Annotated in this window: 13 protein-coding genes; 11 read left to right on the top strand and 2 right to left on the bottom strand. The window is 73.5% G+C overall.

The features are described from left to right. The first annotated feature begins 91 nt into the window (after positions 1-91). Entirely contained in the window at positions 92-1,348 is a 1,257-nt protein-coding gene (locus ACFYX3_RS21240) for a haloacid dehalogenase-like hydrolase (protein ID WP_389015503.1), read from the top strand. Here the strand turns inward: ACFYX3_RS21240 and ACFYX3_RS21235 are convergent. Continuing rightward, positions 1,345-2,547: an amino acid deaminase/aldolase gene (locus ACFYX3_RS21235; RefSeq protein WP_389015500.1), complete on the bottom strand. Its 1,203-nt coding sequence runs from the start codon at positions 2,545-2,547 to the stop codon at positions 1,345-1,347. The two genes, ACFYX3_RS21240 and ACFYX3_RS21235, sit on opposite strands and share 4 nt — an antisense overlap. Positions 2,548-2,655: 108 nt before the next feature. On the opposite strand from ACFYX3_RS21235, the gene ACFYX3_RS21230 reads away from it, so the two are divergent. The 3 genes from ACFYX3_RS21230 to ACFYX3_RS21220 are packed head-to-tail and all read left to right on the top strand — an operon-like array spanning position 2,656 to position 6,006. Further along, positions 2,656-4,056: a hypothetical protein gene (locus ACFYX3_RS21230; protein ID WP_389015497.1), complete on the top strand. Its 1,401-nt coding sequence runs from the start codon at positions 2,656-2,658 to the stop codon at positions 4,054-4,056. Next, positions 4,056-5,237, top strand: coding sequence for a type VII secretion-associated serine protease mycosin (mycP, locus tag ACFYX3_RS21225; RefSeq protein WP_389015958.1), 1,182 nt, complete (start codon positions 4,056-4,058; stop codon positions 5,235-5,237). The genes ACFYX3_RS21230 and mycP overlap by 1 nt, the downstream gene beginning before the upstream one ends. A 34-nt stretch (positions 5,238-5,271) precedes the next feature. Beyond that, positions 5,272-6,006: an SseB family protein gene (locus ACFYX3_RS21220; protein ID WP_389015494.1), complete on the top strand. Its 735-nt coding sequence runs from the start codon at positions 5,272-5,274 to the stop codon at positions 6,004-6,006. Between the two features lie 80 nt (positions 6,007-6,086). Here ACFYX3_RS21220 and ACFYX3_RS21215 read toward each other — a convergent pair whose 3' ends face one another. Continuing rightward, on the bottom strand, positions 6,087-6,455 hold the full coding sequence (locus tag ACFYX3_RS21215) for a DUF1844 domain-containing protein (protein WP_041128341.1): 369 nt from the start codon (positions 6,453-6,455) through the stop codon (positions 6,087-6,089). A 285-nt stretch (positions 6,456-6,740) separates the two neighbouring features. Here ACFYX3_RS21215 and infC point away from each other — a divergent pair, with 285 nt between their 5' ends. From infC to pheT, 7 genes are all read left to right on the top strand, one after another. Further along, positions 6,741-7,466, top strand: coding sequence for a translation initiation factor IF-3 (infC, locus tag ACFYX3_RS21210; RefSeq protein ID WP_389015490.1), 726 nt, complete (start codon positions 6,741-6,743; stop codon positions 7,464-7,466). 124 nt (positions 7,467-7,590) lie between these two features. After that, positions 7,591-7,785, top strand: a complete 195-nt coding sequence (gene rpmI, locus ACFYX3_RS21205; protein ID WP_015032399.1) for a 50S ribosomal protein L35 — start codon at positions 7,591-7,593, stop codon at positions 7,783-7,785. Positions 7,786-7,890: 105 nt separating this feature from the next. Beyond that, positions 7,891-8,277, top strand: coding sequence for a 50S ribosomal protein L20 (rplT, locus tag ACFYX3_RS21200; RefSeq protein WP_056566486.1), 387 nt, complete (start codon positions 7,891-7,893; stop codon positions 8,275-8,277). Between the two features lie 119 nt (positions 8,278-8,396). Continuing rightward, a complete protein-coding gene (locus ACFYX3_RS21195; protein ID WP_389015485.1) occupies positions 8,397-9,236 on the top strand; it encodes a TrmH family RNA methyltransferase in 840 nt (279 codons plus the stop codon). An 81-nt stretch (positions 9,237-9,317) separates the two neighbouring features. Continuing rightward, the gene (locus tag ACFYX3_RS21190) at positions 9,318-10,445 is read left to right on the top strand and encodes an ATP-binding protein (RefSeq protein WP_389015482.1); all 1,128 of its coding nucleotides are present in this window, start codon (positions 9,318-9,320) and stop codon (positions 10,443-10,445) included. Between the two features lie 156 nt (positions 10,446-10,601). Next, a complete protein-coding gene (gene pheS, locus ACFYX3_RS21185) occupies positions 10,602-11,729 on the top strand; it encodes a phenylalanine--tRNA ligase subunit alpha (protein WP_385659736.1) in 1,128 nt (375 codons plus the stop codon). Further along, positions 11,729-14,260 carry a phenylalanine--tRNA ligase subunit beta gene (gene pheT / locus ACFYX3_RS21180; RefSeq protein ID WP_382660248.1) on the top strand — a complete coding sequence of 844 codons (2,532 nt, stop codon included), beginning with the start codon at positions 11,729-11,731 and terminating at the stop codon, positions 14,258-14,260. The genes pheS and pheT overlap by 1 nt, the downstream gene beginning before the upstream one ends. Positions 14,261-14,331: the final 71 nt, after the last annotated feature.

Raw genomic sequence — 14,331 nt, 5'->3', positions numbered from 1 at the left:
CCACCCCGTATCCCCCCCCACCCGACAGCCGGGCGTCGCAAGGCGCCCGGCTGTCGTGCGTACCCCCAGGCCTCGCATCCAGGAGACGTTCATGAACGACAAGCTCCGCACCGGCGCCGCGGCGGCCGCCCTCGCCCTCGCCGCCACCGGCCTCCTCCCCGGCACCCAGGCGGAGGCCCGCTCCGCAGCCTGCCCCACCCTGAAGATCTCCGACGGCTGGTACGGCGACAACAAGGCCCGCATCGACGCCCTGCTGGCCGACCACTGCGGCGCCAAGGGAGGCAGGAAGCCGGTCGCGGTCTTCGACTGGGACAACACCGTCATCAAGAACGACGTCGGCGACGCCACCTTCTACTGGCTCCTCCGCAACGACCGCATCCGGCCCCCGAAGGACGGCGACTGGTCCACCACCAGCCGCCACCTCACCCCCGAGGCCGCGACCGCCCTCCGCGCGGCCTGCCCCACCGGCGTCCGCACCCTCCCCACGGCCACCGACACGGGCTGCGCCGACGAACTCCTCTCCGTGTACGGGAACGGCGCCACGACCGCCGGAAAGACAGCCTTCGCCGGCTACGACCACCGCCGCATGGAGCCCCAGTACGCCTGGCTCGCCCAGCTCCTGCACGGCTGGACCACCCGCCAGGCCGCCTCCTTCGCGGCCGCCGCACGCGCCGAGAGCCTCGCCGCCCCGCAGGGCGCGACGCAGCGGGTCGGCAGCGCGCAGGTCACCGGCTGGGTCCGCTACTACGACCAGCAGCGGGACCTCATCCGCGCCCTGAAGGACGGCGGCTTCGACGTCTGGATCGTCTCCGCCTCGCCCGAACCCGTCGTCGACGTCTGGGCGAAGGGCGCCGGCGTCGACGCCTCCCACGCGGTCGGCATCCGCAACACCACCGACCACGGCCGCCTCACCAGCCACCTCAAGGGCTGCGGCGGCGTCCGCGACGGCGAGGACGCGATGATCACCTACATCGACGGCAAGCGCTGCTGGATCAACCAGGAGATCCTCGGCGTACAGGGCCCCGCCGCCGAGCGCGTCCAGCCCGCCGCCCGCCGCCAGGTCCTCGCCGCCGGCGACTCCGACACCGACGTCTCCTTCCTGCGGGACGCCACCGGGCTGCGCCTGGTCCTCAACCGCAACAAGAACGAACTCATGTGCCGGGCGTACGAGAACGGCGACGGGCGCTGGCTCGTCAACCCCGTGTTCATCGAGCCGAAGAAGCGGAAGGCGACCCCGTACCCCTGCGCCACGACCGGCTACACGGCGAGCGACGGCACGGCGGCCCCGGTCCGCCGCGAGGACGGCACGGTGATCCCGGACCAGCTCGACACGGTCTTCGTGTCCTAGAGGAAGGTCATCCCCTCACCCCGATACGTGGGCACGGTCGCCGTCACGCGATCGCCCTCGACCAGGTGCAGGCTCTCGAACCGCTCGCACAGCTCCCCGGCCTTCGCGTGCCGGAACCAGACCTTGTCGCCGATCCGCAGGTCGTCGGCGGGGGAGCCGAGCAGCGGGGTCTGCACCTCGCCCGGGCCCTCCTGGGAGTCGTACCGGAGCCCCTCCGGCAGGTACGGGACGGGCAGCCGGTCCGGGCCCGCGACGCCCGAAGCCGGGTAGCCGCCGCCGAGCACCGTCACCACGCCGACGCCCGGGCGGCGGACCACCGGCTGCGCGAAGAGCGCGGCGGGGCGCCCGGTGAAGGAGGTGTAGTTGTCGAAGAGGCGCGGCACGAACAGCCCCGAACCCGCGGCGATCTCGGTCACCGCGTCCTCGGCGGCCGTGTGCTGCACGCTGCCGGTGCCGCCGCCGTTCACGAACTCCAGCTCCGGCGCCACCGCCCGGACGGCCCGCACGACGGCCGCGCGGCGCTCCGCGAGCTCCTTGCGGGCGGCGGACTGCATGAGCCGGATCGCCCGGGACCGCAGCGGGCGGCCTGCGACGGCATCCCCGACCCCGGCGACATGCCCCTCGTACGCCATGATCCCGACGAGCCGGAACCCGGGCCGCCGCACCACGGACCGGGCGAGCTCGGCGAGGTCGGCGGGTGTGCGGAGCGGGGAACGCCGGGCCCCGACCCGAACCCGCCCCCCGAACAGGTGCAGCGCCGTGTCCAGCTCCAGACAGACCCGCACCTCCTCCGTCCCGCCCGCGCGGGCGGCGTCGACCAGATCCAGCTGGGCCACGTCGTCCACCATGACGGTCACGGCGGCGGCGAGCTTCGGATCCCGCGTGAGCTCCCCGAACCCGGAGCGGTCCGCCGACGGATACGCGAGCAGCACGTCCTCGAACCCGGCACGGGCCAGCCACAACGACTCGTCGAGCGTGAACGACATGATCCCGGCGAACCCGCCCCGCGCCAGCACCCGCTCGAGCAGCGTCCGGCACCGCACGGACTTGCTCGCCACCCGGATCGGCTTGCCCCCGGCCCGGCGCACGAGGTCCGCCGCGTTGGCGTCGAAGGCCTCCAGATCGACGATCGCCACGGGCGCGTCGAGGTGAGCGGTGGCCCGGTCGTAACGGGCCCGGTCGGCGGCACGGGGAGTCATGGCCCGAGCTTGCCAGACCGGTTTACGGGTGGGTAGCCCCTGGGTTCCCGTGCGCGGGGGAACAGCCCGTAGAGTGACGGGCATTGTCGACACGAGCGGGGGACGGGGATGACCGGCGAGCCCACACCGTCCCGCATCACGGACGCCCTGCTCCCACCGGACCCCCCGGCGACGGAGACCACGACCCGCCTCCGCAGAGTCCCACCGGCGGCCACCGCACCCCGCCCCGCAGCCGTCCCGCCGACCACGCCGCCCCGACCGACGACGGCCCCCGCCGGCGCGACGGGCGCCCCCGCCCGCCCTGCGGCTGCGCCGCCCGCGCCTTCCGCGGCCCCTGCCGGGCCGACGGGCGCTTCCACGCGTCCGAGGCTCGGCCCGAACCGCCTTGCGGCCACCCCCGCCGGCCCGGCGGGTGCCCCCGCCCGCCCCGCCGTCGCCCCGGCGGCGCCGCAGTCCACGCCGGTCCCTGACCGGCCCGCGACCGGGCCCGCCGGGCCGACCGGGGCGGGTACCCGCCCCCACGTCGCCCCGTCCGGGCCGGCGGGGGGCGTCCCCCAGCCCGCGCCTGTCTCCGCCGGCCCCGCGCGGCCCGCCCCCGCCTGGCCCGCGACCGGTCCCGTCGCGGCCGGGCGCCCGGCCGGTGGGCGTTCGGGCGTCGGCGCGGCGACCGTCCCCGCACCCGCCTACCGCGGCCCCGGCGCGCTCCCGCCCGAGGTGCCCGTCGAGGTCACCGCGCGGCTGCGGGTCGTGCGGGAGCGGCGGATCGGGCGGGCCGTCGCCGTCTCCGCCTGTGCCGTGCTCGGGTTCGGGCTCATCGGCGGTGCGCTCGCCGGCGTGTGGCTGGCCGCGGCCGAGCCCGGGAAGCCCGTCGAACCCGTCGGGTACACCGAGGCGAAGGACCTCTGGCACGACGCTCCCGTCGACACCCTCTTCCCCCGCACCCTGACCGGCCCCGGCGCCGGCCCCGGCGGCGCCGACCGCACCTGGACCCGGATCGTCGTCGCCCCCGACGCCGCCTGTACCCCCGCCGTCCTCCCCAAGGGCCTCCTCGCCACCGTCGAGCCCCTCGGCTGCGAGCGCGTCCTGCGCGCCACGTACACCGACGCCACCGCCAGCAGCGTCATCACCGTCGGTCTCGTCTTCACCCGGGCCGACGCCTCCACCCAGCGCACCCTGGGCCAGGACCTCACCACCCGCCTCGGCACCGACGTCCCCCCGGCCCTCGCCGGCCCCGGCACCGTCGCCGCCCGCTTCGGCGCCCCCCAGCGCGCCGCCTGGTGGCTGAACGCCCCCGCCGACCTCCCCGTCGTCGTCACCGCCGTCTCCGGCTTCGCCGACGGCCGGACCGTCGACGGCGGCCCCGTCCCCGCCGACCGCGCCATGACCGCGAACCGTACCGACGCCACCGCCCAGTCCGGCCTCGGCCACGAGGCCAAGGGCATCACCGAACGCCTCGTACGACTGCTGCGCACGGCCGCCACCACGGCCGCCAAGGAGAACGCCCGGTGATCCGACCCACCCACCGCCGCCGGGCCCGCGGCGGCGCGGTCGCCCTGCTCGCCGCCGCGTTCTCCGTACTGCCCGCCACCACCGCCCCCGCGCACGCCGACACCATCCGGGCCCGCCAGTGGGGCCTCGAAGCCCTCCACACCACGGAGGCCTGGCGCACCACCAAGGGCCGCGGCATCACCGTCGCCGTCCTCGACACCGGCGTCGACGCCGACCACCCGGACCTCGCGGGTTCGGTCCTCGCCGGACGCGACCTCGTCGGCTTCGGCGCCTCGAAGGGCGACCGCGCCTGGGCCCGCCACGGCACCGCGATGGCCGGCATCATCGCCGGGCACGGCCACGGCCCCGGCGGCGGGGACGGCGTCCTCGGCGTCGCCCCCGACGTCCGGATCCTGCCCGTACGGGTCATCCTGGAGTCCACCGACAAGGCCCGCGACAAGGCCCGCAAGACCCGCGGCACGGCCCTCGCCGAGGGCATCCGCTGGGCCGCCGACCACGGCGCCGACGTCATCAACCTCTCCCTCGGCGACGACTCCAAGTCCGCCCACCCCGACGCCGGCGAGGACGCCGCGGTCCAGTACGCCCTCGCCAAGGGCGTCTCCGTCGTCGCCTCCGCCGGCAACGGCGGCGAGAAGGGCGACCACATCTCCTACCCCGCCGCCTACCCCGGCGTCATCGCCGCCGCCGCCGTCGACCGCTACGGCACCCACGCCGCCTTCTCCACCCGGCGCTGGTACGCCACCGTCAGCGCCCCCGGCGACGACATCGTCATCGCCGACCCCGACCGCCGCTACTACGAGGGCTGGGGCACCAGCGCCGCCGCCGCGTTCGTCTCCGGGGCCGTCGCCCTCGTCCGCTCCGCCCACCCCGACCTCACCCCGGCCCAGATCAAGCGGCTGCTCATCGACACCGCCCGCAACCGGCCGAAGGGCGGCCGCAGCGACGCCAAGGGGTACGGGACGGTCGACCCGGCCGCCGCGATCGCCGCCGGCAGCCGGATCAAGGCCGGCGACCCCAAGGCCGTCGCCTCCGGATACCAGGGCCGCTACTTCGGGCCCGGCCCCCTCCCCGCCGCAGAGGAGAGCCGCCCCTTCGGCCTGCTCGCCCCCGTCGCCGGCGGACTCGGCGCCCTGCTGCTCCTCACCGCCGTGATACTCCGCCGCGCCCACCGGACCTCCTAGCCGGCGGCCGGGACCCGGCGGTTAGGCTCGGTGCGTGGCGCTCAAGAACATCCCTGACCCCGGTTTCTCCGAAGACGACGGCACCGCCGACCCGCGGCTCGCCGCGGCCCTCGCGGCCTGGGCGGAGGACAGAACCGCCCACGGCCCGGTCCTGGAGGCGCTCAAGGGCGCCCGCCTGCTCGTCCCCGTGGTCGCCGTCCTCGGCGAGGTCGAGATCGACCCCGAGACGGGCCTCAAGCAGGAGAAGACCAGCGACATGGCCGTCCCCACCCTCACGGCCGGCGACCGGCGGGCCCTCCCGGCCTTCACCTCGATCGCCGCGCTCGCCCTCTGGGACCCGCAGGCCAGGCCCGTCGCCGTCCCCACCCACCAGGCCCTCGCCGCGCTCGTCCACGAGAAGGCCGACACCCTGGTCCTCGACATGGCCGGCCCCGTGCCGTACCAGGTGACCGGCTCCGCGCTGCTCGCCCTCGCCGAGGGCCGCTCCAGCACCGACCCGCTCGACGACCCGGCCGTACGGGACGCCGTCCGCGCCGCCGTGGCCGCCGAGCCCGCGGTGCTCCGGGCCCACCTGGGTCCCGGCACCGCCGACGGCACCCTCGCCCTGGTCCTCGCCCCGGACGCCGCCCCGGCGGAGGCCGCCCAGCGCGTGGCCCGCGCCCTGGCCGCCGACGAAACACTGAGGGCCCGCCTGGTGCGGGGCCTCGACCTGGCACTCCTGCCGGCCTCGGCCACGCCTCCGGGCGAGCCCTTCTACGTAAAGCGGTAGCAGTCCTGGCCGTGCACTGGCCCTGTGACTGTTGTCTTCCGGGGGGGGCGCCCCCCGTACCCCCGGAAGACGATCAGGTCCTAGCCGTACACCGGCCCCGTGTACTTCTCGCCCGGTCCCTGGCCCGGCTCGTCCGGGATCAGGGAGGCCTCGCGGAAGGCGAGCTGGAGGGACTTCAGGCCGTCCCGCAGGGGAGCCGCGTGGAAGGAGGAGACCTCCGTCGCGCCGGCGTCCAGGAGGCCCGCGAGCGCGTGGATCAGCTTCCGGGCCTCGTCCAGGTCCTTGTGCTTCTCGCCCTCCTCGGTGAGCCCGAGCTTCACGGCGGCGGCGCTCATCAGGTTGACGGCGACGGTCACGATCACCTCGACCGCCGGGACCTCCGCGATGTCGCGGGTCATGCTCTCGAAGTCGGGGGTGTCCGTGGACTCGTTCTGGGGCGTCTCGCTCATGCCCACACGATAAGCGGACGTACGGTTCGCGCCGACCGCCGGGTCCTGCTAACCTTGTGTAACGACCGGCCGGACACCTGTGTGCCCGGCCCACAAGTGGAGGCTCCGTACTCCCACCTGACCACCCTCACGGGTGGCGGGTCACCGGTCAGGTGGCGCCCATCGTTCCGTACGGACGATGGAGCCGCCCGATGTGCGCCCCGCGGTTGACCGCGGCGGTGCTCCGGTATTTCCGTGGAGCCCCGCCTGTGTCCCGTCCGGGGCGTTTTTCATGTGCCGGCTCGGTTGGTCAGAAACAGACAGTGCGCGTCCGTCCGCCAGGCGGTCGCGTGGTGCTACCGAGGAGGATCCATCAGCGCCGAGCCCCGCATCAACGACAGGATTCGCGTTCCCGAGGTGCGACTTGTCGGACCCAGCGGCGAGCAGGTCGGGATTGTTCCGCTTGCCAAGGCCCTGGAGCTCGCACAGGAGTATGACCTTGACCTGGTCGAGGTCGCGGCGAACGCCCGTCCGCCCGTGTGCAAGCTCATGGACTACGGGAAGTTCAAGTACGAGTCGGCCATGAAGGCCCGTGAGGCGCGCAAGAACCAGGCGCACACGGTCATCAAGGAGATGAAGCTCCGGCCGAAGATCGACCCGCACGACTATGACACCAAGAAGGGTCACGTCGTCCGGTTCCTGAAGCAGGGCGACAAGGTCAAGATCACGATCATGTTCCGTGGTCGTGAGCAGTCCCGCCCCGAGCTCGGTTTCCGACTGCTTCAGCGGCTGGCGTCGGACGTCGAGGAGCTTGGCTTCATCGAGTCCAACCCGAAGCAGGACGGCCGGAACATGATCATGGTTCTCGGCCCGCACAAGAAGAAGACCGAGGCCATGGCCGAGGCGCGTGAGGCCCAGGCCGCACGCAAGGCCGAGCGCCAGGGCGTTGCCGCCGACGAGGCCCCCGAGGCCGCTGTCGCCGAGGCTCCGGTCGTCGAGGCCGAGGCTCCGGCCGAGACCCCCGAGGCGTGACCCGACGGGCTGCCAACCAGGCAGCCCTGGGTTCCGTCCGGAACCACCAAACGAAGAACTGACGCTCCCGGATGCCCGGTCCACACACCGGGCGGGAGCGCCACTGACGAGGAGATACGGCGCGATGCCGAAGAACAAGACGCACTCCGGTGCCAAGAAGCGCTTCAAGGTCACCGGCTCCGGCAAGATCCTGCGCGAGCGCGCCGGCAAGCGCCACCTGCTCGAGCACAAGTCGTCCAAGCTGACGCGTCGCCTCACCGGCAACGCCGAGATGGCCCCGGGTGACGCCGCCAAGATCAAGAAGATGCTGGGCATCTGATCTGATCTCCCGCCCCCGGCGACGGGGGCATCCGGCAGAGACCGGGATCCATTCGTTTTTCGGGTCGTGTGAGGACCACCACGACCCCGCTACAAGGAGTTAAAAGTGGCACGCGTCAAGCGGGCAGTCAACGCCCACAAGAAGCGCCGGGCGATCCTCGAGGCGGCCTCCGGCTACCGCGGTCAGCGTTCGCGCCTGTACCGCAAGGCCAAGGAGCAGGTCACCCACTCGCTGGTCTACAACTACAACGACCGCAAGAAGCGCAAGGGCGACTTCCGTCAGCTGTGGATCCAGCGCATCAACGCCGCTGCCCGCCAGAACGGCATGACGTACAACCGCCTCATCCAGGGTCTGAAGGCCGCCAACATCGAGGTGGACCGCAAGATCCTCGCCGAGCTGGCCGTCAACGACATCAACGCGTTCGCCGCGCTGGTCGAGGTCGCGCAGAAGGCCCTCCCGGCCGACGTCAACGCCCCGAAGGTCGCCGCCTGATCTTCCAGGCCCGCAGTACTTCCGCCCGGACCCGCAGCGCGCTCGCGCCTGCGGGTCCGGGTGCGTCGGCCCCCGAGAACCCGTAGTCCCCGGCCCCGAAGAGAGAACCGCCGCACCTCATGGTCACCCCCGAGCTGATCTCCCCGCGTTCCCCGCGCGTCGTCGCCGCCCGGCGGCTCGCCAAGCGCAACTTCCGGGGCAAGGACCGCCTCTTCATCGCCGAGGGCCCCCAGGCCGTCCGCGAGGCCGTCGAGCACCGCGGCTCGGGCGGCGAGCCCACCCTCGTCGAGCTGTTCACCACCGTCGAGGCGGCCGAGCGCTACACCGCGATCATCGACGCCGCCCGCGCCGCCGGCGCCCGCGTCCACTTCGCCTCCGACGCCGTCCTCGCCGAGGTCTCCCAGACCGTCACCCCGCAGGGCCTCGTCGGCGTCTGCCGCTTCCTCGACTCGCCGTTCGAGGACATCATCGCCGCCCGGCCCAAGCTGGTCGCCGTCCTCGCGCACGTCCGCGACCCCGGGAACGCCGGCACCGTGCTGCGCTGCGCCGACGCGGCCGGCGCCGACGCCGTCGTCCTCACCGACGCCTCCGTCGACCTCTACAACCCCAAGTCCGTCCGCGCCTCCGTCGGCTCGCTCTTCCACCTGCCGGTGGCCGTCGGCGTCCCCGTCGAGCAGGCCGTCGCCGGACTCAAGAGCGCGGGCGTACGGATCCTCGCCGCCGACGGGGCAGGTCGGGACGACCTCGACGACGAGCTCGACGCCGGCACCATGGGCGGGCCCACCGCCTGGATCTTCGGCAACGAGGCCTGGGGGCTGCCCGAGGAGACCCGGGCGCTCGCCGACGCCGTCGTCCGCGTCCCGATCCACGGCAAGGCCGAGAGCCTCAACCTCGCCACCGCCGCCGCGGTCTGCCTGTATGCCTCCGCGCGCGCCCAGCGCCCCCGAACCTCCGCCTGAGGGGTCCATTCCGCCGTCCCCGCCCAGTAGAGTGACGCACTCGGGGGCCCACTGCACTGCACGGAGGGGTGGGGTACGGGGATGACGGTCGACACGGACAGTCCCGCACAGGCACGGAGTGCCCCGCCGCACGCCCCGGAACCGCCCCTCGGCTTCGCCGGGGTCGATGCCGACGACCTGCCCGACGGTCTCGTCATCGCCGACGAGACCGGTCGCGTCGTCTGCTTCAACGCCGCCGCCGGCCGCATCACCGCCGTCCGCGGCGACCGGGCCCTCGGCCGCCCGCTCGACGAGGCGCTGCCCCTGGAGGACCTCAAGGGACGCCGCTGGTGGGCGCTGACCGATCCGTACGGCGGACTCTCCACCCGCCGCGGCCAGCCCGAGCGCAACCTGCTCCTCCCCGGCGGCCGCGAGGTCCTCGTCTCCGCCCGGTACGTCCGCGAGCACCCCACCGGGCCCGTCCGCCGCGTCGTGGTCTCCCTGCGCGGCACCGAGGCGCGCCGCCGCACCGAGCGCAGCCACGCCGAGCTCATCGCCACCGTCGCGCACGAACTGCGCTCCCCGCTCACCTCCGTGAAGGGGTTCACCGCCACCCTCCTCGACAAGTGGGAGCGGTTCAACGACGAGCAGAAGCGGCTGATGCTGGAGACGGTCGACGCCGACGCCGGCCGCATCAAGCGGCTCATCGCCGAACTCCTCGACATCTCCCGGATCGACTCCGGCCGCCTCGAAGTGCGCCGCCAGCCCGTCGACATCGCCGCCGCCGTCGGCCGGCACATCCAGGTGCACACCACCGGCGGCCAGTCCCCTGACCGTTTCTTCGTACGGATCAGGCCACAGCTGCCCGTGCTCTGGGCCGACCCCGACAAGATCGACCAGATCCTCGGGAACCTCCTCGAAAATGCCGTGCGCCACGGCGAGGGAACCGTCACCATCGAGGTGGCACCCACCACGCTGGGCGACGACGGAGAAGAGGGGACGGAGGTCACCGTGAGCGACGAGGGACCCGGCATCCCCGAAGCGTCGATGGGCCGCGTCTTCACCCGCTTCTGGCGGGGCAGTAAACGCGGCGGCACCGGCCTCGGCCTCTACATCGTCAAGGGCGTCGTCGAGGCCCACGGCGGCACCATCACCGTCGGAAGAGGTCCCCGTGGCGGGGCCGAGTTCCGATTTATCCTGCCCGTCGGCACCCCGGCCCACCTCCTCTGACGTCTCAGCAGTCGAGACCGTACGAGATCAGTGGCCGCGCGGCCTGCCCACGGGCTCATTCGCGTCCCCGCGCCCCGTTAGACTCGTCCTTTGGCACGTTTGCGCCCTTGACGTCGAGCGGGGCCGCCCAGCCAGCCAACGGAAGCACGGGAAGAGATGTCGGCACCCAATAAGTCGTACGACCCGGTCGAGGTCGAGGCCTTGAAACCGGAAGAGATCGAGCGCATGCGGGACGAGGCGCTCGCCGCCTTCGCGGCCGCAGGCGACCTCGACGCGCTCGCGCACGCGAAGACCGCCCACACCGGTGGCACCTCGCCGCTCGCGCTCGCCAACCGGGAGATCGGCGCCCTGCCCCCGCAGGCCAAGGCCGCCGCCGGAAAGATCGTGGGCCAGGCCCGCGGCATCGTCTCCAAGGCGCTCGCCGCCCGCCAGACCGAGCTGGAGGCCGAGCGCGACGCCCGCGTCCTCGTCGAGGAGGCCGTCGACGTCACCCTGCCGTACGACCGCGTCCCGGCCGGCGCCCGGCACCCGCTGACCACGCTCATGGAGCGGGTCTCCGACGTCTTCGTCGCCATGGGGTACGAGGTCGCCGAGGGTCCCGAGGTCGAGGCGGAGTGGTTCAACTTCGACGCCCTCAACTTCGTCCCGGACCACCCGGCCCGGCAGATGCAGGACACCTTCTTCGTCCAGGGCCCCGAGGGCACCACGGGCGACGAGTCCGGTGTCGTGCTCCGTACGCACACCTCGCCGGTCCAGGCCCGCACCCTCATCGACCGGGAGCCCCCGGTCTACGTGGTGTGCCCCGGCCGCGTCTACCGCACCGACGAGCTCGACGCCACGCACACCCCGGTCTTCCACCAGATCGAGCTGCTCGCCGTCGACGAGGGCCTGACCATGGCCGACCTCAAGGGCACCCTCGACCACATGGTCCAGGCGCTCTTCGGCCCGGACATGAAGACCCGGCTGCGGCCGAACTTCTTCCCCTTCACCGAGCCGTCCGCAGAGATGGACATGCTCTGCTACGTCTGCCGCGGCGAGTCCGTCGGCAACCCGGACCGTCCCTGCCGCACCTGTGGCAGCGAGGGCTGGATCGAGCTCGGCGGCTGCGGAATGGTCAACCCGAAGGTGCTCGTCGCCGCCGGTGTGGACCCCGAGAAGTACAGCGGATTCGCCTTCGGGTTCGGCATCGAGCGGATGCTGATGTTCCGCCACAACGTGGAAGACATGCGAGACATGGTCGAGGGTGACGTCCGGTTCACCCGGCCGTTCGGGATGGAGATCTGATGCGGGTCCCGCTTTCTTGGCTGCGGGAGTACGTCGACCTGCCGGCGACGGCGACCGGCCGCGACGTCCAGGCCAAGCTCATTTCGGCAGGCCTCGAGGTCGAGACCGTCGAGCAGCTCGGCGCCGGCCTGACCGGCCCGCTGGTGGTCGGCAAGGTCCTCACCATCGAGGAGCTGACGGAGTTCAAGAAGCCCATCCGCTTCTGCACCGTCGACGTCGGCCAGGCCAACGGCACCGGCGAGCCCCAGGAGATCATCTGCGGCGCCCGGAACTTCGCCGAGGGCGACAAGGTCGTCGTGGCGCTGCCCGGCGCCGTGCTCCCCGGTGACTTCCGGATCGCCGAGCGCAAGACGTACGGCCGCGTCTCCCGGGGCATGATCTGCTCCGGCGACGAGCTCGGCATGGGCGACGACGGCACGCACGGCATCATCGTGCTGCCGCCGGAGCACGAGGTCGGCACGGACGCCACGGTCCTCCTGGAGCTGTTCGACGAGGTCCTCGACATCGCCGTCACCCCGGACCGCGGCTACTGCCTCTCGATGCGCGGCGTCGCCCGCGAGACGGCCACCGCCTACGGCCTGCCGCTGCGCGACCCGGCGCTCCTCGACGTGCCCGCGCCGAACTCGTACGGCTACCCGGTCCAGATCGCCGACCCGCTCGGCTGCGACCGCTTCACCGCCCGTACGGTCGTCGGCCTCGACCCCGAGGCCCGCAGCCCGATCTGGCTCCAGCGCCGCCTGCAGAAGGCCGGCATGCGCCCGATCTCGCTCGCCGTCGACATCACCAACTACGTGATGTTCGAGCTCGGTCAGCCGCTGCACGCCTACGACCGCACCCGGATCGACGGCCCCATCGGGGTCCGCCGCGCCGCCGCCGGCGAGAAGATCACCACGCTCGACGGCGTCAAGCGCGTCCTCGACACCGGGGACCTGGTCATCACCGACAACCGCGGGCCGATCGGCCTCGCGGGCGTCATGGGCGGTGCCGACACGGAGATCGCCGACCCGGTGACCGACCCGGAGACCGGCATCGTCACCGGGACCACCGAGGTCGTCATCGAGGCCGCGCACTTCGACGCGATCTCGATCGCCCGCACGGCCCGCCGTCACAAGCTGGGCTCCGAGGCGTCCAAGCGCTTCGAGCGCGGTGTCGACCCGCAGGCCGCCGCCGCTGCCGCGCAGCGCTGCGTCGACCTGCTCGTGCTGCTCGCGGGCGGCACCGCCGAGGCCGGCGTCACCGAGATCGCCGCCCCCTCCGCGCCGCACACGATCACCATGCCGGCGAACCACCCCGACAAGGTCGCGGGCGTCGACTACGGCCGTGAGATCGTCGTCCGCCGCCTCCAGGAGGTCGGCTGCGACGTCTACGGCCAGGACGAGCTCGTCGTCACCGTGCCGTCGTGGCGTCCCGACCTCTACGTGCCGAACGACCTCGCCGAAGAGGTCATCCGCCTGGAGGGCTACGAGAACCTGCCCTCCACGCTGCCGAAGCCCCCGGCCGGCCGCGGGCTCACCGACCGCCAGCGCGTCCACCGCCGGGTGGGCCGCGCGCTGGCCGGCGCCGGCTACGTCGAGGCGCTGAACTACCCGTTCATCGGCGAGCAGGCCCTCGACCAGCTCGGTCTCGACGCGGACGACGACCGTCGCCGCCTCGTGAAGCTGGTCAACCCGCTCTCCGACGAGGAGCCCGCGCTCCGCACGACCCTGCTCCCGGGTCTGCTCGGCGCGCTCCGCCGCAACGACAGCCGCGGCAGCCACGACCTGGCGCTCTTCGAGACCGGTCTGGTCTTCCGGCCGACCGAGGGCCAGCCGGGCGTCGCCGTCCGCCTGGGCGTCGACCGCCGCCCCTCCGACGAGGAGATCGCCCGCGTCAACGCCGCGCTGCCCGCGCAGCCGCGCCGCGCCGCCGTCGTCCTCGCCGGTGCCCGCGAGCAGGCCGGCTGGTGGGGCAAGGGCCGTCCGTCCGACTGGGCGGACGCCGTCGAGGCCGGTCGGACCGTGGCCGCCGAGGCCGGGGTCGAGCTGATCATCAGCGCCGACCAGCACGCGCCCTGGCACCCGGGCCGCTGCGCCGCGTTCCACGTCGAGGTGGACGGCGAGAAGGTCCTCGTCGGCCACGCCGGCGAGCTCCACCCGCGCGTGGTGAAGGCGTACGGCCTCCCGGCCCGCGCCTGCGCGATGGAGATCGACCTGGACCTCCTGGAGAAGGCGAACCAGGGCCCCGTGAAGGCCCCCCGGATCTCCTCCTTCCCGGTCGCCACCCAGGACGTCGCCCTGGTCGTCGCCTCCGGCGTCCCGGCCGCCGACGTCGAGGCCGCCCTCACCGAGGGCGCGGGTGAACTCCTGGAGTCCATCCGGCTGTTCGACGTCTACACCGGCGACCAGCTCGGCGAGGGCAGCAAGTCCCTGGCGTACGCGCTGAAGTTCCGCGCCCCGGACCGCACCCTGACCGTCGACGAGGCCTCCGCGGCCCGCGACGCCGCGGTGGCCCTGGCCGCCGAGCGCACGGGCGCCGTCCTGCGCGGCGCCTGAGGCACCGCAGCACCACCAGGAGGGCCGCCCCGGGAATCCCCGGGGCGGCCCTCCGCCGTTTCCGGGGCCCG

The sequence above is a fragment of the Streptomyces sp. NPDC002463 genome (genome assembly GCF_042889835.1).
Classification (GTDB): domain Bacteria; phylum Actinomycetota; class Actinomycetes; order Streptomycetales; family Streptomycetaceae; genus Streptomyces; species Streptomyces nymphaeiformis.
Note: the sequence above shows the minus strand (reverse complement) of the source record. Positions and strands in the feature narration are given on the sequence as shown.

Coding starts and splice junctions, on each gene's coding strand:
- ACFYX3_RS21240 (WP_389015503.1), top strand. CDS start 92: ATGAACGACAAGCTCCGCACCGGCGCCGCGGCGGCCGCCCTCGCCCTC.
- ACFYX3_RS21235 (WP_389015500.1), bottom strand. CDS start 2,547: ATGACTCCCCGTGCCGCCGACCGGGCCCGTTACGACCGGGCCACCGCT.
- ACFYX3_RS21230 (WP_389015497.1), top strand. CDS start 2,656: ATGACCGGCGAGCCCACACCGTCCCGCATCACGGACGCCCTGCTCCCA.
- ACFYX3_RS21215 (WP_041128341.1), bottom strand. CDS start 6,455: ATGAGCGAGACGCCCCAGAACGAGTCCACGGACACCCCCGACTTCGAG.
- rpmI (WP_015032399.1), top strand. CDS start 7,591: ATGCCGAAGAACAAGACGCACTCCGGTGCCAAGAAGCGCTTCAAGGTC.
- ACFYX3_RS21195 (WP_389015485.1), top strand. CDS start 8,397: ATGGTCACCCCCGAGCTGATCTCCCCGCGTTCCCCGCGCGTCGTCGCC.
- ACFYX3_RS21190 (WP_389015482.1), top strand. CDS start 9,318: ATGACGGTCGACACGGACAGTCCCGCACAGGCACGGAGTGCCCCGCCG.
- pheS (WP_385659736.1), top strand. CDS start 10,602: ATGTCGGCACCCAATAAGTCGTACGACCCGGTCGAGGTCGAGGCCTTG.
- pheT (WP_382660248.1), top strand. CDS start 11,729: ATGCGGGTCCCGCTTTCTTGGCTGCGGGAGTACGTCGACCTGCCGGCG.